Genomic DNA, 21,588 nt, shown 5'->3' with positions numbered 1-21,588 from the left:
TTTACTCCTTCGCCTCGTTGCGGCCCAGGTGGAAGGCGGTCACAGCTGCCGCCAGCAGCAGCATCGACGCCAGTTCGACCACCAGCAGGTAAGGGCCGAACAGGCTGACCCCCACGGCTTTCGGGCCCACGATGGTACCGCTGATGCCGGCGCCGCTCGGGGTGACGAACAGCACGTACAGCAGCTCTGCCAGCAGCAGGGCGCCAAGGATGACCGGCCCGGCCCAGATGCCGGGCTTGAGCCAGCCGCGCTCTTGGGCCACCGAAGCCGGCCCGAGGTTGAGCATCATCACCACGAACACGAACAGCACCATGATGGCGCCCGCGTAAGCGATCACTTCCAGGGCACCGGCGAACGGCGCACCCAGGGAGAAGAAGATCATGGCCACGGAAATCAGCGAAATGATCAGGTAAAGCAAGGCGTGCACGGGGTTGGTGCCGGTCACCACCCGAAGGGTGGACACCACGGCGATCCCGGATGCGAAGTAGAAAGCGAATTCCATCTTTCTGTCCTTATGGGAGCAAGCTCTTCACGTTGATCGGCTCGGCTTCGTTCTGTGCAGCGCCTTTCGGCTTGCCAGCGATGGCCATACCCGCAACACGGTAGAAGTTGTAGTCAGGGTTCTTGCCGGGGCCGGAGATCAGCAGATCTTCTTTCTCGTACACCAGGTCCTGACGCTTGAACTCGGCCATTTCGAAATCCGGAGTCAGCTGGATCGCGGTGGTCGGGCACGCTTCTTCACACAGGCCGCAGAAGATGCAGCGTGAGAAGTTGATGCGGAAGAACTCCGGGTACCAGCGGCCGTCCTCGGTTTCGGCTTTCTGCAGCGAGATGCAGCCGACCGGGCAGGCCACCGCGCAGAGGTTGCACGCTACGCAGCGCTCCTCGCCGTCGGGGTCGCGGGTGAGCACGATGCGGCCGCGGTAGCGCGGCGGCAGGTACACGGGCTCTTCGGGGTACTGCAGGGTGTCGCGTTTGCGAAACCCGTGGGAGAACACCATGGCCAGGCTGCGCAGCTGGGTGCCGGTGCCTTTAACGATGTCGCCGATATACTTGAACATGGGTCAAATCCTCACTGGGCCGCGACGGCTGGCGTGTTGTAGAGCACGAGCGCAGCGGTCACCAGCAAATTGATCAGGGTCAGCGGCAGGCAGAACTTCCAGCTGAAGTCCATCACCTGGTCATAGCGTGGGCGCGGGATCGAGGCGCGCAGCAGGATGAACAGCATGATGAAGAACGCGGTCTTCAATGCGAACCACAGGAACGGCAGTTGCGGCAGGATGCCGAACGGGCCGTGCCAGCCGCCGAAGAACAGGGTTACCAGCAGCGCCGAGATGAGGATGATGCCGATGTACTCACCAACGAAGAACATGCCCCACTTCATGCCGGCATACTCGATGTGGTAGCCGTCGGCCAGTTCCTGTTCCGCTTCCGGCTGGTCGAACGGGTGACGGTGAGTCACGGCCACGCCAGCGATGAAGAAGGTGCAGAAGCCGAAGAACTGCGGAATGATGAACCACAGGTTCTGCGCCTGGTACTCGACGATGTCGCGCATGTTGAACGAACCCACCTGCACCACCACGCCCATCAGCGCCAGGCCCAGGAACACTTCGTACGACACGGTCTGTGCCGAAGCCCGCAAGCTGCCCAACAGGGCGTACTTGTTGTTCGACGACCAGCCGGCAAACAGCACCGCGTAGACCGACAGGCCGGCCATGGCGAAGAAGAACAGCAGGCCGATGTTCAGGTCGGCGACGCCCCAGCCCGGGGTGATCGGGATGATCGAGAAGCCGATCAGCAGGGCGCTCATGGCCACGACTGGCGCCAGGGTGAAGATCATCTTGTCGACGAAGGGCGGGTTCCAGTCTTCCTTGAAGAACATCTTCAGCATGTCGGCTGCGATCTGGAACATGCCGAACGGGCCGACGCGGTTCGGACCGTAGCGGTCCTGCCACCAGCCCAGCAAGCGGCGTTCGACGAAGCTGAGCAGCGCGCCGCAGACCACCACGGCCAACAGCACCACGATAGCCTTGACGACCTGGATGATCACATCGATCACTTCGGGGGTGAACCAGCTCATTGTGCTGCCTCCTGCAGACCTTCGACGGGTGCACCGAAGATGGCAGGCGGAATGCCGGCCAGGCCTTTCGGCAGCGCGACCAGGCCAGCGCCCAGCTCTTCATTGATACGCAGCGGCAGGCGCAGGGCCACACCGGCAACGGTCAGGCTCAGCAGCGCACCTTCGTTGACGCCCAGGCGGTCGGCCTCGGACTTGGCCAGGGCCACGTAGGCCGCCGGAATACGCTGTTGCACCGGGGCTGCGCGCGAGGAGCTTTCTTCGCTGCCGAACAGGTGGAAGAACGGCACCGCCGTCCAGGTGCCACGGGCCGGGTTGAAGGCGCCCGGAATGGCGCTGAACCAGTTCAGGCGGTCGCCTTGCGACTCGATCAGGCGCACGCCCGGATCACCGGCACGCAGGTGGCCACCGACCTCGTCCTGGAACTTGTTCCAGGCTTGCGGCGAGTTCCAGCCCGGCGACCAGGCGAACGGCACCTGCTGGCGCGGTTCGGCCGAGCCCGAGTAGCCTTCCATGGAGAAGGCGAACGCGGTGTCCTTGTCTTGCGGGGTACGTGGCTCGTGCACGCTGATGTTGGCGCGCATGGCGGTACGGCCGGAGTAGCGCAGCGGCTCGCGGGCCAGCTTCATGCCCTTGATGCGGAACGCGGCGCTTGGCGCGGCATTGACGATGCCGGCCAGTTGCGGCGCGGCAGCCGCACAGGCGCTGGTGACGTGGTCCAGTTGCGTCCAGTCGACCGGCTTGTTCAGCAGGGTGGCACGCAGGGCGTGCATCCAGCGCCAGCCTTCGTGGATCTGGATGCTGCTGTCCAGGTACTGCGGGTCGAACACCTGGAAGAAGCGCTGGGCACGGCCTTCCTGGCTGACCAGGGTACCGTCGCCTTCGGCGAACGAGGCGGCCGGCAACACCAGGTGGGCGCGGTCGACCGTCGGGGTTTTCGAGTGGTCGGCGACGATCACCACTTTGGCGGCCGCCAGGGCTGCGTCGACCTTGGCAGCCGCTACGCGGGCGTACAGGTCGTTTTCCAGCACCACGATCGCATCGGCTTTGCCGCTGATGACGGCGTCCAGCGCGGCATCTACCGACTCGCCACCGAGCATGGCCAGGCCGATGCTGTTGGCCTCTGGCACCACCAGGCTCAGGGAGCCGTTTTTCTCGCGCAGCTTCAGGGCTTTGGCGATGTTGGCGGCGGCTTCGATCAGGGCCGGGTCGGCCAGCGAAGTGCCCGCTACCACCAATGGGCGCTTGGCGGCCACCAGGGCGTCGGCGATGCGCTGGGCCAGGGCTTTGGCTTCGGCGTCCAGGCCTTCGACAGCCGGGGCGCTCGGGTCGATGGCGTGGGCCACGGCGAAGCCGAGGCGGGCCAGGTCGGCGGGGGCTGCGTGCACGCACTCTTCAGCCACGTCGTCCAGCTTGGTTTGCGCCAGCGAAGCGATGAAGAGCGGGTACAGCGCGTGCTGGCCGATGTTCTTCACGGCAGCGTCGAGCCAAGGCTGCACCTTCATCGCTTCGGCCATGGCCTCGGCCTTGCCCTTGGTCGCCTGGCGCACAGCCAGGGCGACGCGGGCAGCGGTCTGGGTCAGGTCTTCACCCAGCACGAACACGGCGTCGTGGTCTTCGATGTCGCGCAGGGTCGGCACCGGCAGCGGGCTGTTGTTCAGCACGTCCAGGGCCAGGCGCACCCGGGCCAGCTCGCCAGCTTCCATGCCCGAGTAGAAGTACTCGGCACCGACCAGCTCACGCAGGCCGTAGTTGCTTTCGAGGCTGGCGCGTGGCGAACCGATGCCGACGATGGTGCGGCCGCGCAGCAGGTCGGCGGCCTTGTCCAGGGCGGCGTCCAGGCCCAGCTTGGTGCCGTCGGCCAGTTGTGGCTGGCGCGGGCGGTCCGTGCGGTTGACGTAACCGTAGCCAAAGCGGCCGCGGTCGCACAGGAAGTACTGGTTCACCGAACCGTTGAAGCGGTTTTCGATACGGCGCAGCTCGCCGTAGCGCTCGCCTGGGCTGATGTTGCAGCCGCTGGAGCAGCCATGGCAGATGCTCGGGGCAAACTGCATGTCCCACTTGCGGTTGTAGCGCTCGGAGTGGGTCTTGTCGGTGAACACGCCCGTTGGGCAGACTTCGGTCAGGTTGCCGGAGAACTCGCTTTCCAGCACGCCGTCTTCGACGCGACCGAAGTACACGTTGTCGTGGGCGCCGTAGACACCCAGGTCGGTCCCGCCGGCGTAGTCCTTGTAGTAGCGCACGCAGCGGTAGCAGGCGATGCAGCGGTTCATCTCATGGGCGATGAACGGGCCGAGGTCCTGGTTCTGGTGGGTACGCTTGGTGAAACGGTAGCGGCGCTCGTTGTGGCCGGTCATTACCGTCATGTCCTGCAGGTGGCAGTGACCGCCTTCCTCGCACACCGGGCAGTCGTGCGGGTGGTTGGTCATCAGCCATTCGACGACGCTGGCGCGGAACGCCTTGGACTCTTCATCGTCGATGGAGATCCAGGTGCCGTCGGAAGCAGGGGTCATGCAGGACATGACGATACGACCACGGGTGTCGTTCTCGTCGGTGTACTGCTTGACCGCGCACTGCCGGCAGGCACCCACGCTACCAAGCGCGGGGTGCCAGCAGAAATAAGGGATGTCGAGGCCGAGTGACAGACACGCCTGTAACAGGTTGTCAGCACCGTTGACTTCGAGCGCTTTGCCGTCTACGTGGATAGTGGCCATTGTTCAAAGTTCTTCGTTGGCCCGCGTGAGCGGGCGTGGCTAATGGAAATCGGTGAGCCTGCGGCACGCCACGAGTCATTCGGGCCTGCCGGCGGGCTGGCGGGTGGCACGGACCACCCGCGTTCTATCTTCTTATGCGCCGACCACAATCGGCTTCGCCAGGTTCGGGCGCAGGGTGCCAGCGCTTTCAGGCGCCACACCGGCCTCGAACTCCGAGCGGAAGTACTTGATGGCACTGCCCAATGGCTCGACGGCACCCGGTGCGTGAGCACAGAAGGTACGGCCTGGGCCAAGGAAGTTGACCAGCCCCAGCAGCGTCTCGATGTCTTCGGCGCGGCCCTGGCCGTTTTCCAGTGCGCGCAGCATTTTCACGCTCCACGGCAGGCCGTCACGGCAAGGGGTGCACCAGCCACACGACTCGCGGGCGAAGAACTCTTCCATGTTGCGCAGCAGCGACACCATGTTCACGCTGTCGTCGACCGCCATGGCCAGGCCCGTACCCATGCGGGTGCCGACTTTGGCGATGCCACCGGCGTACATCTGCGCGTCGAGGTGCTCGGGCAGCAGGAAGCCGGTACCGGCGCCGCCTGGCTGCCAGCACTTGAGCTTGAAGCCGTCACGCATGCCACCGGCGTAGTCCTCGAACAGCTCGCGGGCGGTAACGCCGAACGGCAGTTCCCACAGGCCCGGGTTCTTGACCTTGCCGGAGAAGCCCATCAGCTTGGTGCCGTGGTCTTCGCTGCCTTCACGGGCCAGCGACTTGTACCAGTCGTTGCCGTTGGCGACGATGGCTGGCACGTTGCACAGGGTTTCGACGTTGTTCACGCAGGTCGGTTTGCCCCATACACCCACCGCAGCAGGGAAGGGCGGCTTGGAGCGCGGGTTGGCGCGGCGGCCTTCCAGCGAGTTGATCAGCGCGGTTTCTTCACCGCAGATGTAGCGCCCGGCACCGGTGTGCACGAACAGCTCGAAATCGAAACCGCTGCCCAGGATGTTCTTGCCCAAAAGGCCTGCGGCCTTGGCTTCATCGATGGCGCGGTTGAGGTTCTTCGCGGCGGTGGTGTATTCGCCGCGCAGGAAGATGTAGCCGCGGTAGGCCTTCAGGGCGCGGGCGCTGATCAGCATGCCCTCCACCAGCAGATGGGGCTGTTGCTCCATCAGCATGCGGTCCTTCCAGGTGTTGGGCTCCATTTCGTCCGCGTTGCACAGCAGGTAGCGGATGTTCATGGATTCGTCTTTGGGCATCAGGCCCCACTTCACCCCGGTGGGGAAGCCGGCGCCACCACGGCCCTTGAGGCCGGAGTCCTTGACGCTTTGCACGATATCGTCGGCGGACATGTCTGCCAGCGCCTTGCGCGCGGCGGCGTAGCCGTTCTTCGATTCATACTCGGCCAGCCATACCGGTTCGCCGTCGTCACGCAGGCGCCAGGTCAGCGGGTGGGTTTCGGCCGTGCGCGCGATGCGGTTGGCCGGGCCGAAGGAAGTAATGGTCATACGTAACCCTCCAGCAGTTTGGAAACGCCAGCCGGCTGCACGTCACCGAAGGTGTCGTCGTCGATCATCAGCGCCGGGGCTTTGTCGCAGTTGCCCAGGCAGCATACCGGCAGCAGGGTGAAGCGGCCGTCTGCGGTAGTCTGGCCAAGGCCGATGCCCAATTCGCTCTGGATCTGGCTGACCACCGATTCGTGGCCGCCGATGTAGCAGACCATGCTGTCGCACACGCGGATGATGTGGCGGCCGACTGGCTGGCGGAAAATCTGGCTGTAGAAGGTGGCTACACCTTCGACGTCGCTGGCCGGAATGCCCAGCACTTCGCCGATGGCGTGAATGGCGCCGTCCGGCACCCAGCCGCGTTCCCTCTGAACGATCTTCAGGGCTTCGATGGACGCCGCGCGCGGGTCCTCGTAGTGATGCATTTCGTGCTCGATGGCCGAGCGCTCGGTTTCGCTCAGGGCGAAACGGTCTGTCTGGATAAGCGTGCTGTTCATGCTTAGCGGTCCACGTCAGCCATAACGAAGTCGATACTGCCCAGGTACGCAATGAGGTCGGCGACCATGCTGCCTTTGATCACCGAAGGGATCTGCTGCAGGTGCGGGTAGCTCGGGGTACGGATCCGGGTGCGGTAGCTCATGGTGCCGCCATCGCTCGTCAGGTAGTAACTGTTGATGCCCTTGGTCGCCTCGATCATCTGGAACGACTCGTTGGCCGGCATCACCGGGCCCCACGAGACTTGCAGGAAGTGCGTGATCAGGGTTTCGATGTGCTGCAGGGTGCGCTCTTTCGGCGGCGGCGTGGTCAGCGGGTGATCCGCCTTGTACGGGCCTTCCGGCATGTTGCGCAGGCACTGGTCGATGATGCGGATACTCTGGCGCATCTCCTCGACGCGGACCATGCAGCGATCGTAGGCATCGCCGTTGTGGGCCAGCGGTACTTCGAACTCGAAGTTCTCGTAGCCGGAGTAAGGGCGGGCTTTGCGCAGGTCGAAGTCGCAACCGGTGGAGCGCAGCCCGGCACCGGTGGTGCCCCAGGCCAGTGCTTCCTTGGTGTTGTAGGCAGCGACGCCGATGGTACGGCCCTTGAGGATGCTGTTCTGCAAGGCCGCCTTGGTGTACTCGTCGAGGCGCTTGGGCAGCCATTCGACGAAGTCCTTGACCAGCTTGTCCCAGCCGCGCGGCAGGTCGTGGGCGACGCCACCGATGCGGTACCAGGCCGGGTGCAGGCGGAAACCGGTGATCGCCTCGATCACGGTGTAGGCGCGCTGGCGGTCGGTGAAGGTGAAGAACACCGGGGTCATGGCACCCACGTCCTGAATATAGGTGCCCAGGAACAGCAGGTGGCTGGTGATGCGGAAGAACTCGGCGAGCATGATGCGGATCACGTCGACCTTCTGCGGCACCTGGATGCCGGCCAGCTTCTCCACCGCGAGCACGTACGGCAGGTTGTTCATCACCCCGCCGAGGTAGTCGATACGGTCGGTGTAGGGGATGAAGCTGTGCCAGGACTGGCGCTCGGCCATTTTCTCGGCGCCACGGTGGTGGTAGCCGATGTCCGGGACGCAGTCGACGATCTCTTCACCGTCCAGCTGCAGCACGATGCGGAATGCACCGTGCGCCGAAGGGTGGTTGGGGCCGAGGTTGAGGAACATGTAGTCCTCGTTGGCGCCCTGACGCTTCATGCCCCAGGCTTCGGGGTTGAAGCGCGCCGATTCCTCTTCGAGCTGCTGCTTGGCCAGGGTCAGGCTGTACGGGTCGAACTCGGTGGCACGCGCCGGGTAGTCCTTGCGCAGCGGGTGGCCTTCCCAGGTGGGGGGCATCATGATGCGGCTGAGGTGCGGGTGGCCGGCAAAGTCGATGCCGAACATGTCCCAGACTTCGCGCTCGTACCAGTTGGCGTTCGGCCAGATGCTGGTCACCGACGGCAGGTTGAGGTCGCCTTCGCTGAGCGACACCTTGATCATCACGTCGCTGTTACGCTCGACCGACAGCAGGTGGTAGAACACGCTGAAGTCGGCGGCTGGCAGGCCGCGGCGCTGGGTACGCAGGCGTTCGTCGACGCCGTGCAGGTCGTACAGCATGCTGTACGGCTTGGCCACGCCACGCAGGAAGCTCAGCACTTCCTTGAGTTGGGCGCGCTTGACCCACAGCACGGGCATGCCGGTGCGGGTTTCCTGGGCGACGAATGCTTCGGCGCCAAAACGGTTGTGCAGTTCGACGACCACATCCTGGTCGTCAGCCTTGTAGGGCGGAATGAAAATAGCGTTGTCCGCTGTCATGGTCTCGGTCGCTTTGGGTCAACGTTAAGAATGAAGCCAGGCCGCCGGCTCCATGGGGAGCGGGCGGCAGGTCGCTGGATCAGACTTCGTCGGGGCTGCGCAGGTTGGTTACGGCAATGCGCTGCTCACGACGCAAGTCTTTCTGGGCTGGCATCTCGGCACGGTAAATACCTTGATCACCAACAACCCAGGAAAGCGGGCGTCGTTCTTGGCCGATCGACTCCTGCAGCAGCATCAAGCCTTGCAGGAAAGCCTCAGGGCGTGGCGGGCAGCCAGGCACATAGACGTCCACGGGGAGGAACTTGTCGACCCCCTGAACGACCGAGTAGATGTCGTACATGCCACCGGAGTTGGCGCACGACCCCATGGAGATCACCCACTTGGGCTCGAGCATCTGCTCGTACAGGCGCTGGATGATCGGCGCCATTTTCACGAAGCAGGTACCGGCAATGACCATGAAGTCGGCCTGACGCGGCGAAGCCCTGATGACTTCGGCGCCGAAGCGGGCGATGTCGTGGGGTGCCGTGAAGGCCGTGGTCATTTCCACGTAGCAGCAGGACAGGCCGAAGTTGTACGGCCACAGTGAGTTCTTGCGACCCCAGTTGACCGCGCCACGCAGCACATCTTCGAGCTTGCCCATGAAGATGTTCTTGTGGACCTGGTCCTCCAGCAGCTGATCGGTGACGGTTTCCCGTTCACCGACCGGGTACTGCTCGTTGGGCGCATCCGGATCGATTCTGGTGAGATTGTATTGCATGCCAAAGCCTCATTGTTTCAGCTTCGCTTGCCGCTTGCGGCGACCTTCGGGAGCCCAATCAAGTGCCCCGACGCGCCATAGGTAGACAAGACCTGCCAACAGAATTGCTATGAAAACGAGTGCTTCGACGAACCCGGTCCAGCCGCTTTCGCGGACGGACACAGACCATGCAAAGAGAAAGAGGGCTTCGATATCGAAGATCACGAACAGCATCGCGACCAGATAGAATTTGGCGGACAGGCGCAGGCGGGCGCTGCCGACGGGCAGCATGCCGGATTCGAAGGGTTCGTTCTTGGCGCGGCCCCATGCCTTGCTACCGAGCAGGCTGGACAGGCCGAGCATGAAGGCGCACAGGCCGACGACACCCAGGAGGAAGATGGCAAAGCCCCAGTTGTGGGCGATGAGTCCTGCCGAATCGGACATGCTAGAAATCCTTATACAGAGACCCAGCTCTGCAGTCTGAAATAAGTGTAGAGCGGCGACCTGGTGTCGCACATGCAGTGACCAAATGTCGCAGCTGAATCAATCGCGCTGATTTTATGGGTAAACCTGGTGCAAGTAAAATTTCTGTAGCAAATTTATCCGTAGGATTTAGTGCAACAGCAGCGCGTAAATGGCTGAAAGCCTTGAAATTCGGGCATTGCGTGCGCTTTTGTTAATTATGTTTCTTGCGAGTGGTAACGAATTACAAGTTTCGTAATGATAATTAATATCATTTGACCTGATGCCATTTAATTGGGCTGTTCTGAGCCTTGTAAAGTTCATCTGGCGAGTCCCCCTACTTGTAAATGCGAAAGGGCCGTGTTCTAGCAGCTTTGCGCGGCGGTTGCACCGCTCTGGGTCAATACTTTAGTGGTTGGGTCATGACTGGCTGATGAAGCGGCCGGCCAGTGCTGCCCTGGGTGCGGTGCTGCCACAAGCATAGACGTGATTGTGGGGTTTGTTGGGCTGGCGTGGGTCGCGTGAGGGCTGCCATTTGTATGACGAAAGGAATGCAGCGCCTGTGAAACCGAGCGCCGCCCGCGCGGCGCATCGCGGCTAAAGCCGCTCCTACGTTTGTTTCCGGCCAGTCCAACCTGTGCCAGGCGCGCGCGACCGCCTTGTTTGTACGTCGCGATATCGAGGCGTGCGCCAAAGCGTTCGCGCGCAAATCCCACAGGCATAACTGGCCCGAAACAAACGTAGGAGCGAGCGCAGCTCGCGATGCGCCGCGCGGGCGGCGCTCGATCTGCGCAACACCGCAAAAACCAAGGCAGGCACCTCGCCGCCCTCATGCGGCGGTCCTTGCTGGTTTGCTGCCTCAACATAGACCTGATTATGGGGTTTGTTGGGGCTGCCGTTGGGTCGCGTGAGGGCTGCCATTTGTATGGCGAAAGGAATGCAGCGCCTGTGAGATCGAGCGCCGCCCGCGCGGCGCATCGCGGCTAAAGCCGCTCCTACGTTTGTTTCCGGCCAGTCCATCCTGTGCCAGGCGCGCGCGACCGCCTTGTTTGTACGTCGCCATATCGAGGCGTGCGCCAAAGCGTTCGCGCGCAAATCCCCCAGGCATAATTGGCCCGAAACAAACGTAGGAGCGAGCGCAGCTCGCGATGCGCCGCGCGGGCGGCGCTCGATCTGCGCAACACCGCAAAAACCAAGGCAGGCACCTCGCCGCCCTGATGCGGTCCTTGCTGGCTTGCTGCCACAAGATAGACCTGATTATGTGGTTTGTTGGGGCTGCCGTTGGGTCGCGGGAGGGCTGCCATTTGTATGGCGAAAGGAATGCAGCGCCTGTGAGATCGAGCGCCGCCCGCGGGGCGCATCGCCGGCAAGCCGGCTCCCACATATGCTTCGGGCCAATGATGCCTGTGTGATTCGCGCGTGCCCCCTCTGGCGCATGGCTCGATACCGCGCCGTATGTACTAGCCGGTCGCCTGCGCTGGCCTAGGATGGACTGGCCCGAAACAGATGTGGGAGCCGGCAAGCTGAACTGGCATGCAGCACAGAGCACCCCTGATAGGCACGATTCGTCTGTAGGAGCGGCCTTGTGTCGCGAAAGGGCCGCAAAGCGGCCCCGGCAATTTTGCGGTGGCGCACAGATCCCGGGGCGCTACGCACCCCTTTCGCGACACAAGGCCGCTCCTACAGGGTTCCGCGCAACCCTCGGGGAGCGGGTTCATCCGCGAAAGGGCCGGTACCGGCAAAAACAAAGGCCCGGCGCTTTTACAAGCGTCGGGCCTTGTTTCAACCGCAAGCCACTATCAGTGGAATTGCTCTTCCTCAGTCGAACCCGTCAGGGCAGTCACCGACGAAGCCCCACCCTGAATAACAGTGGTCATGTCGTCGAAGTAGCCAGTGCCCACTTCCTGCTGGTGCGCCACGAAGGTGTAGCCCTTGCTGGCGTCAGCGAATTCCTGCTCCTGCAGCTTCACATAGGCGGTCATGTCGTTGCGGGCGTAGTCGTGCGCCAGGTTGAACATGCCGTGCCACATGTTGTGGATGCCGGCCAGGGTGATGAACTGGTGTTTGTAGCCCATGGCCGACAGTTCGCGCTGGAACTTGGCAATGGTGGCGTCGTCCAGGTTCTTCTTCCAGTTGAAGGAAGGCGAGCAGTTGTACGACAGGATCTGGTCCGGGTACTCCTTCTTGATCGCTTCGGCGAAGCGGCGGGCTTCGTCCAGGTCCGGTTTGGCAGTCTCGCACCAGATCAGGTCGGCATACGGCGCGTAGGCCAGGCCGCGGGCGATGGCCTGGTCGAGGCCGGCGCGTACCTTGTAGAAGCCTTCGCGGGTGCGCTCGCCAATCACGAACGGCTGGTCGTACGGGTCGCAGTCGCTGGTCAGCAAGTCGGCGGCGTTGGCGTCGGTACGGGCCAGGATAATGGTCGGCACACCCGACACGTCAGCAGCCAGGCGCGCGGCCACCAGCTTCTGCACGGCTTCCTGGGTCGGTACCAGTACCTTGCCACCCATGTGGCCGCACTTTTTCACCGAGGCCAGCTGGTCTTCGAAGTGCACGCCGGCGGCGCCTGCTTCGATCATGTTCTTCATCAGCTCGTAGGCGTTCAGTACGCCGCCGAAACCGGCTTCGGCGTCAGCCACGATCGGCGCGAAGTAGTCGATGTAGCCTTCGTCGCCCGGGTTCTTGCCCGCTTTCCACTGGATCTGGTCAGCGCGGCGGAACGCATTGTTGATGCGCTTGACCACGGTCGGTACCGAGTCGACCGGGTACAGCGACTGGTCCGGGTACATGGACTCGGCCGAGTTGTTGTCGGCGGCAACCTGCCAGCCGGACAGGTAGATGGCCTGGATGCCGGCTTTTACCTGCTGGACTGCCTGGCCGCCGGTCAGGGCGCCCATGCAGTTGACGAAGTCTTTCTCAGGGCGGAAGGACGGGTGGGCACCTTCGGTGACCAGCTTCCACAGTTTCTCTGCACCCTGGCGGGCAAAGGTGTGCTCGGGTTGCACGGAGCCACGCAGGCGAACGACATCAGCGGCGGTGTAGGTACGGGTCACGCCTTTCCAGCGCGGGTTCTCGGCCCAGTCTTTCTCGAGGGCTGCAATTTGCTGTTCGCGTGTCAGTGCCATGGAAATAAACCTCGTCGCATCGATCTTGAGTTAATTGTGCTGATGCTCGGAGCAGATCAGGTGCCTGGCGGCTGTCCTGTTCGCAGGTGTGCGGCGGCGAACGCGAAGGCTCGAAGGGGAAGGAGAGTGCAGGCCAGGCAGAGGGCGCCCCGGCAGGTCGGCTCGTGGATGCCTAACTGCGGTGCTACGCGATTGCCAGTACTGCGGTGATGCGCTTCCGTCCCTCGGGACAACTTCTTCGTTGCAGTCGCAATCCCGTCGAACCGCCTTGTGGGCCGTACAGACACAAGGCGCCTCCGGGGGTGGGAGGAGCGCGCCTCGAAGGCCCTTGCCAGGGCCCCTGATTAGCGGGAGCGAGGCCATCATGCCCTTGGGAAAAACACCCTGTCAAATGTTTTGTAGTGGTTTTTTGTGCTTACTACATCTTTGGTCTAATACGACTTGTCAGTCAGTTTCAAGGCCTTTGGTCGAGGCCTTGAATTGCCTGGGATCAGTCGAGAAGGTCGACTTTTACACGCAAAGTCATGTTTTCACCGCGCTGGGTGCTGTAACTGCGGCTTGACGTACTGCGGTCCGCTTGGCTCTGCTGGTTGTAGCCCGCCAGGGTGATCCACTCGCCGAGCTTGCCAGTGATGGTTGTGTCGGTACTTTGCACTTTTACTACATCTGCACGTTCCTGGCTGATGCGGTCATTATTTGTGCTTATTTGCAGACGAACCGTTTCTCCGCTCAGAGTCGGGGTGACATAGAAACCTTGGGTCACGTTGCGGTATTCGGTGTTGCTCTGGAGGCGCCCGTAGCCGTCGGTGCTGGTGCTGGTAACCGGGATGCTCTGGCCAACCTGGATGAGTGCTGGCTGGCCTTCGCTGGCCTGAACTTGCTGCATGCCACCGTCGCGGTTGCTGGTGCCGTAGCGAATGACTTGGCCGTTGCCCCGGTTGTCCTGGAAGTTGCTGTCGTTGTTGTCAACGCTGATCAGCAGGCGCTTGGGCGCGGTATCCAGCTGCTGCAGCAAGGCACGCAGGTCGTCGATGCGCTCGGGGCTGGCGTTGACGATCAGCTTGTTCTCGAAGGCGCTGACCGTGCCGTCTTTGGCGATGAATGCCTGTGCGGCAGGCAGCAGTTCGGCACTGCTGCGGTGCTGCAGCGGCAATACCTCGGTGGCGGCCTGGGCGGTGAGGCTGGCGGCCAGCAGCAGGGCGGCGCATAGGGGGCGTAGCGGCATGTCCATGATCTCCGCAGGTGGGGTTGCCATGATGGCAAAGGCGTCCTGCCTGTGCTGGATGCACATCAAAAACTGCCTTTTATCCTGGCTTTATCCAGGAAACTATAAATTATAGTCAGCCAGATAATTGCAGATAATCGCCCTCCACAGGCCGTGCCAGGGAGCCTGAGAGCCCTTCGGCTACATTGCGCGGTGGCTGCTGTCAGACAAATTCCGTAACATGCCGCCTTCGATTTTTGCCCGCTCTAAAGGCCGTACAGGTGCCCCAGGCTGTTGTCCGGCTAATTACAGGATGCCCATGAAACACACCCGACTACGCGCCGACCTGCTCGCCGGCCTGACCACCTCGTTTGCCTTGGTGCCCGAGTGCATCGCCTTTGCCTTGGTGGCCCACCTTAACCCGCTGATGGGCCTGTACGGTGCGTTCATCATTTGCACCTTGACCGCACTGTTCGGCGGTCGGCCGGGCATGATTTCCGGGGCTGCCGGCTCGATGGCGGTGGTGATCGTGGCGCTGGTGGTGCAGCACGGCGCGCAATACCTGCTGGCAACGGTGCTGCTGGGCGGGGTGGTGATGATTCTGTTCGGCCTGCTGCGCCTGGGCAAGCTGGTGCGCCTGGTGCCGTACCCGGTCATGCTGGGCTTCGTCAACGGCCTGGCCATTGTCATTGCCATGGCCCAGCTGGAGCATTTCAAGAACGGTGAGCACTGGCTCAGTGGCACGCCTTTGTACCTGATGATCGGCCTGGTGGCGCTGACCATGGCGGTGGTCTACCTGCTGCCGACGCTCACCCGCGCCGTACCGCCGGCACTGGTGGCGATTCTTGGCGTTGGCTTGCTGGTGTATCTGCTCGGCTTGCCCACCCGCACCTTGGGTGATATGGCGCACATCGCTGGCGGCTTGCCGGGGCTGGCGCTGCCGGATGTGCCGTGGAACCTGGAAACCCTCAAGATCATCGCCCCCTACGCGGTGCTGATGGCCATGGTCGGCCTGCTGGAAACCCTGCTCACGCTGAACCTGACCGACGAAATCACCGAAAGCCGCGGCTACCCGGACCGCGAGTGCGTGGCATTGGGCGCCGCGAACATGGTGTCGGGCCTGTGCGGTGGCATGGGGGGTTGCGCAATGATCGGGCAAACGGTGATCAACCTGAGCTCCAATGGCCGTGGCCGGCTGTCGGGTGTGGTAGCCGGGGTGATGATTCTGCTGTTCGTGTTGTTCCTGTCGCCTTTGATCGAGCGTATTCCCCTGGCGGCGCTGGTTGGCGTGATGTTCGTGGTGGCCCAGCAGACCTTTGCCTGGGCGTCCTTGCGGGTGTTGCACAAGGTGCCGGTCAACGATGTGCTGGCGATCATCGCGGTGACCGTGGTCACGGTGTTTACCGACCTGGCCATGGCAGTGCTGTTCGGCATCGTGATCGCGGCGCTGAACTTTGCCTGGCAGCATGCCCGGGAGTTGTACGCCGACAGCCATGAAGACGCCGATGGCGGCAAACACTATCAGGTCCATGGCACGCTGTTCTTCGCCTCGACCACTTCATTTCTCGACCAGTTCGATGCCGCCAGCGACCCGGCCCAGGTCACGCTGGACTGCCAGCACCTGAGCTTTGTCGATTACTCGGCGGTTGCCGCACTGCAGACCTTGCGCGAGCGTTATGCCAAGGCGGGCAAGCACCTGCGCGTGGTGCATCTGTCGGAGCGGTGCAAGAAGCTGTTGAAGCGGGCAGGGGAGCAGCACTAAGAAAGGTTATTGTCTGTGCTGGCCTCTTCGCGGGCATGCCCGCGAAGAGGCCGGTACAGGCGAAGGAATCACTCCCCGCGGTTCTTCTTGACGATGCCATCGGCAATGCTGGCTGGGGCCTCGGCATAGCGGGTGAACTCCATCGAGAAGCTGGCCCGGCCCTGGGTCATCGAGCGCATCGAGGTGGCGTAGCCGAACATTTCGCCCAACGGCACCTCGGCGCGGATCACCTTGCCTGCCGGGGTTTCGTCGCCGTCCTGGATCATGCCCCGGCGCCGGCTCAGGTCGCCCAGGATGTCGCCCTGGTATTCCTCAGGGGTGACCACCTCCACCTTCATCACCGGCTCCAGCAGTACCGCGCCGCCTTTTTGCGACAGTTGCTTGGTGGCCATCGACGCTGCGATCTTGTAGGCCATCTCGTTGGAGTCCACATCGTGGTACGAGCCGTCATACACCGCTGCCTTCAGGTTGATCAGCGGGTAGCCGGCCAGCACGCCGTTCTTCATCTGTTCTTCGATACCCTTCTGGATCGCCGGGATGTATTCGCGGGGCACCACGCCGCCGACGATCTCGTTGACGAACTCCAGGCCTTCCTTGCCTTCGTCACCGGGGGCGAAGCGGATCCAGCAATGACCGTACTGGCCGCGGCCGCCGGACTGGCGGACGAAGCGGCCCTCGATCTCGCAGGTGTTGCGGATTTTCTCGCGGTAGGCCACCTGCGGCTTGCCGATATTGGCCTCGACGTTGAATTCACGGCGCATGCGGTCGACGATGATGTCCAGGTGCAACTCGCCCATGCCGGAGATGATGGTCTGGCCGGTTTCTTCGTCGGTGCGCACGCGGAATGACGGGTCTTCCTGGGCCAGTTTGCCCAGGGCGATGCCCATTTTTTCCTGGTCGGCCTTGGTTTTCGGTTCCACGGCCACGGAAATCACCGGGTCGGGGAAGTCCATGCGTTCCAGGATGATTGGCTTGTCCATGTCGCACAGGGTGTCGCCGGTGGTCACGTCCTTCATGCCGATGAGGGCAGCGATGTCACCGGCGCATACGTCCTTGATCTCCGCGCGCTGGTTGGCGTGCATCTGCACCATGCGGCCGATGCGCTCTTTCTTGCCCTTGACCGAGTTGAGCACGGCATTGCCGGAGCTGAGCACCCCGGAGTACACCCGGGCGAAGGTCAGGGTGCCGACGAACGGGTCGGTGGCGATCTTGAAGGCCAGGGCCGAGAACGGCTCCTTGTCGTCGGCGTGGCGTTCCAGGTGCTTGTTTTCGTCGTCGGGGTCGGTGCCCTTGATTGCCGGGATTTCCGACGGGGCAGGCAGGTAATCGATCACCGCATCGAGCATCAGCGGCACGCCCTTGTTCTTGAACGAGGAACCGAGGATGGTGGGTACGATTTCGTTGTTCAGGGTGCGTTTGCGCAGGCCGGCCTTGATTTCTTCGATGCTCAGTTCTTCGCCCTCAAGAAACTTCTCGGTCAGTTCGTCATCGGCCTCAGCCGCGGCCTCCACCATCTTCGCGCGCCATTCATCGGCCAGCGCCTTGAGCTCGGCAGGTATCTCTTCTTCGCGATAGCTGGTGCCGTTATCGGCATCGTTCCAGTAGATAGCTTTCATCTTCACCAGGTCGATCTGGCCGATGAAATGCTCTTCACTGCCAATGGCCAGCTGGATCGGTACCGGGTGGTGGCCCAGGCGCTGGTCGATCTGTTTGACCACCCGCAGGAAGTCGGCGCCCTGGCGATCCATCTTGTTGATGTAGGCCAGGCGCGGCACATGGTACTTGTTGGCCTGGCGCCAGACCGTTTCGGACTGGGGCTCGACCCCGTCGGCGCCGCTGAAGACCACCACGGCACCATCGAGTACGCGCAGCGAGCGTTCCACTTCGATGGTGAAGTCGACGTGGCCGGGGGTGTCGATGATGTTGAACCGGTACTTGTCGGCGAACTGCTTGGTCGAGCCTTGCCAGAAGGCCGTGGTCGCCGCCGAGGTGATGGTGATGCCGCGCTCTTGCTCCTGGGCCATCCAGTCCATGGTCGCGGCGCCATCGTGCACCTCGCCCATCTTGTGGTTGACCCCGGTGTAGAACAGGATCCGCTCGGTAGTCGTGGTCTTGCCGGCGTCGACGTGGGCGACGATGCCGATGTTGCGGTACAGCTCGATGGGCGTTGTGCGGGCCATGGCGGACTACCTGCGGCTGGGCGGATTCCACCACGTTAGCAGACCCGTGGAATCCTGCCGTGCCGCCGGGCTGTCAGTCGGCCTGGGCCTGCAGCAGCCACTGGCCATCCACTTCGCGAGCCAGGCCACACGCCGGTAGCAGGGCCAGCAAGCGTGGGTGCAGGCCGGCTTCGGTGAAGGTCTTGAGCGTGGCCAGGTCCAGCGCGCCGATCAGGTTCAGGTCGGCCTTGGTATAGGACAGCCAGGCTTTCTTCAGCACCTGGGCCACATCGCTGCCGGCGGTGCTGGCGAAACGGCGGTGCCACGGGCGGCCGTCGAACGTGAAGGTGTGCGCGTGGCTATAGGTGCTGGGGTCGGCACCTTCGACGCAGCGGTGGCAGCGGCACGGGCCCTCGCCGAAAGCGTTGCGCAGGTAGCTGTTGAAGTCCACCACCGGCTTGAGGGACAGACGTTTGTCGACATCGAACAGGTCGGCGATCAGGGGTTCTTCGGCGCTCACTCGGGATCCTCGTGTGGTGTGGCGTGCATCGGCGGGCACCCTAACAGATCGGGGCGGCCAGATCACCTGTTGCAGGGCTGGCCGCTTCGCGGGTGAACCCGCTCCCACAAGGGCTGCAGCGTATTCAAGGGTGGTATGCCTGTGGGCGCTGGCTTGCCAGCGATGAGGCCAGTAGAGACAACAGGCAACGCCTGCCGTACTCTACGCGCCCATACGCCTACCCACCCATTGAGGTAACCCCGCTTGAGCACCCAGTACCCGTACATCGCCACCGTCACCATCAGCGCCGAGGACCGTGGGGGCGATACCGAGGCATCGGAAAACCCCGGTATGCGCGTTGGCCTGGAGGCGGTGACCGAAACCCTGAAAAAGGTGCATTTCGTCGGTACGCTCGCGGCGCCTGAAAAGAATGCCACGCACATTTGCGTCACCCTGGAGAACGGCCTGACCTACTACGGCCCGATCGTCAATGGCCATGCCGAACTCGAAGGCGGCTGGATCGCGTTCGAGTCCGACATGCTCACCCCGGCAGAACTGGGCTTGTAACGCTCAGTTCAACTCCGCCAGGCACTGCTCGAGGATATCCAGCCCTTCTTCGAGCACCTCGGCCTCGATGGTCAGCGGTGCCAGCAGGCGGATGATGTGCCGCGCCTTGCCGCTGGGCATCAGCAGCAGGCCTTTGGCGCGCGCCGCGTCCAGCACCTTGGCCAGTTGCGCCGGGGCCGGGCTGCCGTCTGCATTGACGAATTCAATCCCGCGCATGGCGCCCACGCCGGTCAGGCGCCCGATGAACGGGTACAGGCCCGAGGCCGTCCAACGCTGGTGGCGGCTGACGATGGCCTGCTCCTGGCGCTCACCCCAGGTAGCCACGTTCTCGTCGGTCATCTGCGCCAGGCTGGCCAGTGCTGCCGCACAGGCAATGGGGTTGCCCGAGTAGGTGCCGCCGAGGCCGCCCTTGGGTAATGACCCCATCAGGTCCTTGCGCCCGACCACTGCACCCAAGGGCATGCCGCCGGCAATGCTCTTGGCCAGCAACAGCAGGTCGGGCTCGAGCCCCAGGCGCGGGAAGGCGAAGCGCTGGCCGGTGCGGCCAAAGCCTGACTGGATCTCGTCGATGATGATCAGGATGCCGTGCTGGTCGCAGAAGCGGCGCAGGGCCTGGGCGAAGGCCGGGTCGAGGGCCAGGAAACCACCTTCTCCCTGCACTGGTTCAAAAATGAACGCCGCCACGTCTTCCACGGCCAACTCGACGCTGAACAGGCGGTCCATGGCCTTGAGTGCCTGTTCGCAGGTGACCCCGGTGTCGGCGCTGGGGTAGGGCAGGTGGTAGACCGGCCCGGGCAGCTCGCCCACCCGTTGCTTGTACGGGGCGACCTTGCCGTTGAGGTTCAGGGTAGCCAGGGTGCGGCCGTGGAAGCCCCCGTCGAAGGCGATGATGGCCCGTTTACCGGTGGCGCCACGGGCCACTTTCAGGGCGTTTTCCGCGGCTTCCGCGCCGCTGTTGGTGAGCATGCCGGCCAGCGGGTAGCTGACCGGTACGAACTGGCTCAGTTGCTCCATCAGCGCCAGGTACGGGCCATGGGGGGCGGCGTTGAAGGCATAGTGAGTGAGGCGGGTGGCCTGGGCCTGGATGGCCTCGACCACGGCCGGGTTGCAGTGGCCCAGGTTGAGCACGCCGATACCACCGACAAAGTCGATGTAACGTTTGCCGTCAGTGTCCCAGACTTCGGCATTGCGGCCATGGGAAAGTGTGATTGGGTGAACGATGGCAATCGACTGGCTGATACTTTCCTGGTTCATGGTGCACGCGGACCTTGTTCGAGTTTCTTATTATCCAAACGTGTTCGCAGGTTATTCCGCAAACGAATTATTCGATTGCGGTCATTCCATGGATTCGTGATCTGGCCGATACTTCGCCATTTAAATCAATCCCCCTCAGCTACCCGCTCCCGTATCCACTGCACAAAAGCCCTTATCTTGGGCACTTCGGCGGCATGTTCGGCATGCGCGATGAAGTGCCGGCCATTGCTCGGCACCGGGTGGTCCCAGGCCACCACCAGCTTGCCTTCGCTCAATTCCTCGGCCACCAGGTAGCGCGGGATCAGGGCGATGCCACAACCGGCGATGGCCGCGCGGATGCACAGGTAGAAGGTGTCGAAACGCGGCCCGTGGTAGCTGTTCTGGCTGTGCAAGCCCAGCCCCAGGAACCACTCATGCCAGGCTTCGGGCCGCGACACGCACTGCAACAGGCGGTGCTCGGTCAGCGCCTGGGCACTGTCGAAAGGGTGGCTGGCCACTAGCTGCGGGCTGCACACCGGCACGACCTCTTCACTGAACAATTCGATGCAGGTTGCCCCGGGCCAGGTGCCCTGGCCGAAGAAAAAGGCGATGTCGGCCTTGGCCTGGACCAGGTCGAACGGCTCCAGCTCGTTGCGTATGTCCAGGTGAATACGCGGGTAGCGGTCGCCGAAGCCCTTGAGCCTGGGCACCAGCCAGCGCGCGCCGAAGGTGGGCTGGGTAGCAATGCGCAGCACTTCGGTTTCGTCGCCATAGCTGAGGATGTAGCGGCTGGAAATATCGATCTGGGTGAGGATCTTGTTCACTTCGGTGAGGTACAGGGCGCCGGCCGGGGTCAGGTGCAGGCGCCGGCGAATACGCTGGAACAGCGAGTGCGAGAGCATGTCTTCAAGCTGCGCCACCTGCTTGCTGACGGCGCTTTGGGTCAGGTGCAGCTCTTGCGCCGCACGGGTGAAGCTGAGGTGGCGGGCGGCCGCTTCGAAACACTGAAGGGCGGTGGTCGAGGGCATCAGGCGTTTGGACATGACGGGCGAATACCGAGCAAAAAAGTAAGGAGTTCATTCCAAAACGGAATTATGTGTTTCGAAAAGGTCGTTTGTTGACCCCGGCCTATAGATTAATACTGACCTGGATCAACAATGACAACCGGTCATGTAAAGAGGAGGTCGTTAACCCGCTTTTGGTCTTTGCAAAACAACAACAACGCGCATCAGAAATTTAAAAGAATTCTGCTCCGACCTTCAGCCGCCATGCCGCGGC

Annotated in this window: 17 protein-coding genes; 2 read left to right on the top strand and 15 right to left on the bottom strand. The window is 62.9% G+C overall.

The window, feature by feature from the left end; all coding sequences use genetic code 11:
- Window position 1: 1 nt before the first annotated feature.
- The 11 genes from nuoJ to EGJ22_RS00290 form a co-directional block, all read right to left on the bottom strand.
- Window positions 2-502 carry an NADH-quinone oxidoreductase subunit J gene (gene nuoJ / locus EGJ22_RS00360; protein ID WP_029886632.1) on the bottom strand — a complete coding sequence of 167 codons (501 nt, stop codon included), beginning with the start codon at window positions 500-502 and terminating at the stop codon, window positions 2-4.
- A gap of 10 nt (window positions 503-512) precedes the next feature.
- Window positions 513-1,061, bottom strand: coding sequence for an NADH-quinone oxidoreductase subunit NuoI (gene nuoI / locus EGJ22_RS00355; protein WP_016488223.1), 549 nt, complete (start codon window positions 1,059-1,061; stop codon window positions 513-515).
- A gap of 11 nt (window positions 1,062-1,072) precedes the next feature.
- Window positions 1,073-2,080, bottom strand: a complete 1,008-nt coding sequence (nuoH, locus tag EGJ22_RS00350) for an NADH-quinone oxidoreductase subunit NuoH (protein WP_029886631.1) — start codon at window positions 2,078-2,080, stop codon at window positions 1,073-1,075.
- Window positions 2,077-4,791, bottom strand: a complete 2,715-nt coding sequence (gene nuoG, locus EGJ22_RS00345; RefSeq protein ID WP_029886630.1) for an NADH-quinone oxidoreductase subunit NuoG — start codon at window positions 4,789-4,791, stop codon at window positions 2,077-2,079. Before nuoG ends, nuoH begins: the two co-directional genes overlap by 4 nt.
- A 132-nt stretch (window positions 4,792-4,923) precedes the next feature.
- Window positions 4,924-6,285, bottom strand: coding sequence for an NADH-quinone oxidoreductase subunit NuoF (gene nuoF, locus EGJ22_RS00340; RefSeq protein WP_009686424.1), 1,362 nt, complete (start codon window positions 6,283-6,285; stop codon window positions 4,924-4,926).
- Window positions 6,282-6,779, bottom strand: coding sequence for an NADH-quinone oxidoreductase subunit NuoE (gene nuoE / locus EGJ22_RS00335; RefSeq protein ID WP_029886629.1), 498 nt, complete (start codon window positions 6,777-6,779; stop codon window positions 6,282-6,284). Before nuoE ends, nuoF begins: the two co-directional genes overlap by 4 nt.
- Before the next feature lie 2 nt (window positions 6,780-6,781).
- Complete coding sequence (gene nuoC / locus EGJ22_RS00330; RefSeq protein ID WP_029886628.1) at window positions 6,782-8,563, bottom strand: NADH-quinone oxidoreductase subunit C/D; 1,782 nt, start codon at window positions 8,561-8,563, stop codon at window positions 6,782-6,784.
- A gap of 79 nt (window positions 8,564-8,642) precedes the next feature.
- Window positions 8,643-9,320 (bottom strand): NADH-quinone oxidoreductase subunit B family protein, encoded by a 678-nt coding sequence (locus tag EGJ22_RS00325; protein ID WP_003251429.1) that lies wholly within the window; start codon window positions 9,318-9,320, stop codon window positions 8,643-8,645.
- Window positions 9,321-9,329: 9 nt separating this feature from the next.
- The gene (locus tag EGJ22_RS00320; protein WP_003251427.1) at window positions 9,330-9,743 is read right to left on the bottom strand and encodes an NADH-quinone oxidoreductase subunit A; all 414 of its coding nucleotides are present in this window, start codon (window positions 9,741-9,743) and stop codon (window positions 9,330-9,332) included.
- Between the two features lie 1,817 nt (window positions 9,744-11,560).
- Entirely contained in the window at window positions 11,561-12,886 is a 1,326-nt protein-coding gene (aceA, locus tag EGJ22_RS00300) for an isocitrate lyase (RefSeq protein WP_009684219.1), read from the bottom strand.
- Window positions 12,887-13,376: 490 nt separating this feature from the next.
- Window positions 13,377-14,141, bottom strand: coding sequence for a secretin N-terminal domain-containing protein (locus EGJ22_RS00290; RefSeq protein ID WP_172828396.1), 765 nt, complete (start codon window positions 14,139-14,141; stop codon window positions 13,377-13,379).
- Window positions 14,142-14,409: 268 nt separating this feature from the next.
- On the opposite strand from EGJ22_RS00290, the gene EGJ22_RS00285 reads away from it, so the two are divergent.
- Entirely contained in the window at window positions 14,410-15,852 is a 1,443-nt protein-coding gene (locus EGJ22_RS00285; protein ID WP_029885293.1) for a SulP family inorganic anion transporter, read from the top strand.
- Window positions 15,853-15,920: 68 nt separating this feature from the next.
- Here the strand turns inward: EGJ22_RS00285 and fusA are convergent, their stop codons facing one another.
- Together fusA and EGJ22_RS00275 are read right to left on the bottom strand one after the other, a co-directional pair.
- Window positions 15,921-18,032 (bottom strand): elongation factor G, encoded by a 2,112-nt coding sequence (gene fusA, locus EGJ22_RS00280; protein WP_029885292.1) that lies wholly within the window; start codon window positions 18,030-18,032, stop codon window positions 15,921-15,923.
- A 73-nt stretch (window positions 18,033-18,105) separates the two neighbouring features.
- Window positions 18,106-18,531 carry a hypothetical protein gene (locus EGJ22_RS00275; RefSeq protein ID WP_009684215.1) on the bottom strand — a complete coding sequence of 142 codons (426 nt, stop codon included), beginning with the start codon at window positions 18,529-18,531 and terminating at the stop codon, window positions 18,106-18,108.
- 243 nt (window positions 18,532-18,774) lie between these two features.
- Between EGJ22_RS00275 and EGJ22_RS00270 the strand changes: the two genes are divergently transcribed.
- The gene (locus EGJ22_RS00270; RefSeq protein ID WP_029885291.1) at window positions 18,775-19,077 is read left to right on the top strand and encodes a hypothetical protein; all 303 of its coding nucleotides are present in this window, start codon (window positions 18,775-18,777) and stop codon (window positions 19,075-19,077) included.
- 3 nt (window positions 19,078-19,080) lie between these two features.
- On the opposite strand, the gene EGJ22_RS00265 is transcribed toward EGJ22_RS00270, so the two are convergent.
- Window positions 19,081-20,331, bottom strand: coding sequence for an aspartate aminotransferase family protein (locus tag EGJ22_RS00265; protein WP_029885290.1), 1,251 nt, complete (start codon window positions 20,329-20,331; stop codon window positions 19,081-19,083).
- A gap of 125 nt (window positions 20,332-20,456) precedes the next feature.
- Complete coding sequence (gene gcvA / locus EGJ22_RS00260; protein WP_029885289.1) at window positions 20,457-21,353, bottom strand: transcriptional regulator GcvA; 897 nt, start codon at window positions 21,351-21,353, stop codon at window positions 20,457-20,459.
- Between the last annotated feature and the right edge of the window lie 235 nt (window positions 21,354-21,588).

This window comes from Pseudomonas sp. p99-361 (genome assembly GCF_003935475.1).
Taxonomy (GTDB): Bacteria; Pseudomonadota; Gammaproteobacteria; order Pseudomonadales; family Pseudomonadaceae; genus Aquipseudomonas; species Aquipseudomonas juntendi.
This window is presented reverse-complemented; position numbering and strand designations above follow the sequence as displayed.

Bases quoted from the DNA above. Each gene is read 5' to 3' on its own strand.
- nuoJ (WP_029886632.1), bottom strand. From the start codon at position 502: ATGGAATTCGCTTTCTACTTCGCATCCGGGATCGCCGTGGTGTCCACC.
- nuoI (WP_016488223.1), bottom strand. From the start codon at position 1,061: ATGTTCAAGTATATCGGCGACATCGTTAAAGGCACCGGCACCCAGCTG.
- nuoH (WP_029886631.1), bottom strand. From the start codon at position 2,080: ATGAGCTGGTTCACCCCCGAAGTGATCGATGTGATCATCCAGGTCGTC.
- nuoG (WP_029886630.1), bottom strand. From the start codon at position 4,791: ATGGCCACTATCCACGTAGACGGCAAAGCGCTCGAAGTCAACGGTGCT.
- nuoF (WP_009686424.1), bottom strand. From the start codon at position 6,285: ATGACCATTACTTCCTTCGGCCCGGCCAACCGCATCGCGCGCACGGCC.
- nuoE (WP_029886629.1), bottom strand. From the start codon at position 6,779: ATGAACAGCACGCTTATCCAGACAGACCGTTTCGCCCTGAGCGAAACC.
- nuoC (WP_029886628.1), bottom strand. From the start codon at position 8,563: ATGACAGCGGACAACGCTATTTTCATTCCGCCCTACAAGGCTGACGAC.
- EGJ22_RS00325 (WP_003251429.1), bottom strand. From the start codon at position 9,320: ATGCAATACAATCTCACCAGAATCGATCCGGATGCGCCCAACGAGCAG.
- EGJ22_RS00320 (WP_003251427.1), bottom strand. From the start codon at position 9,743: ATGTCCGATTCGGCAGGACTCATCGCCCACAACTGGGGCTTTGCCATC.
- aceA (WP_009684219.1), bottom strand. From the start codon at position 12,886: ATGGCACTGACACGCGAACAGCAAATTGCAGCCCTCGAGAAAGACTGG.
- EGJ22_RS00290 (WP_172828396.1), bottom strand. From the start codon at position 14,141: ATGGCAACCCCACCTGCGGAGATCATGGACATGCCGCTACGCCCCCTA.
- EGJ22_RS00285 (WP_029885293.1), top strand. From the start codon at position 14,410: ATGAAACACACCCGACTACGCGCCGACCTGCTCGCCGGCCTGACCACC.
- fusA (WP_029885292.1), bottom strand. From the start codon at position 18,032: ATGGCCCGCACAACGCCCATCGAGCTGTACCGCAACATCGGCATCGTC.
- EGJ22_RS00265 (WP_029885290.1), bottom strand. From the start codon at position 20,331: ATGAACCAGGAAAGTATCAGCCAGTCGATTGCCATCGTTCACCCAATC.
- gcvA (WP_029885289.1), bottom strand. From the start codon at position 21,353: ATGTCCAAACGCCTGATGCCCTCGACCACCGCCCTTCAGTGTTTCGAA.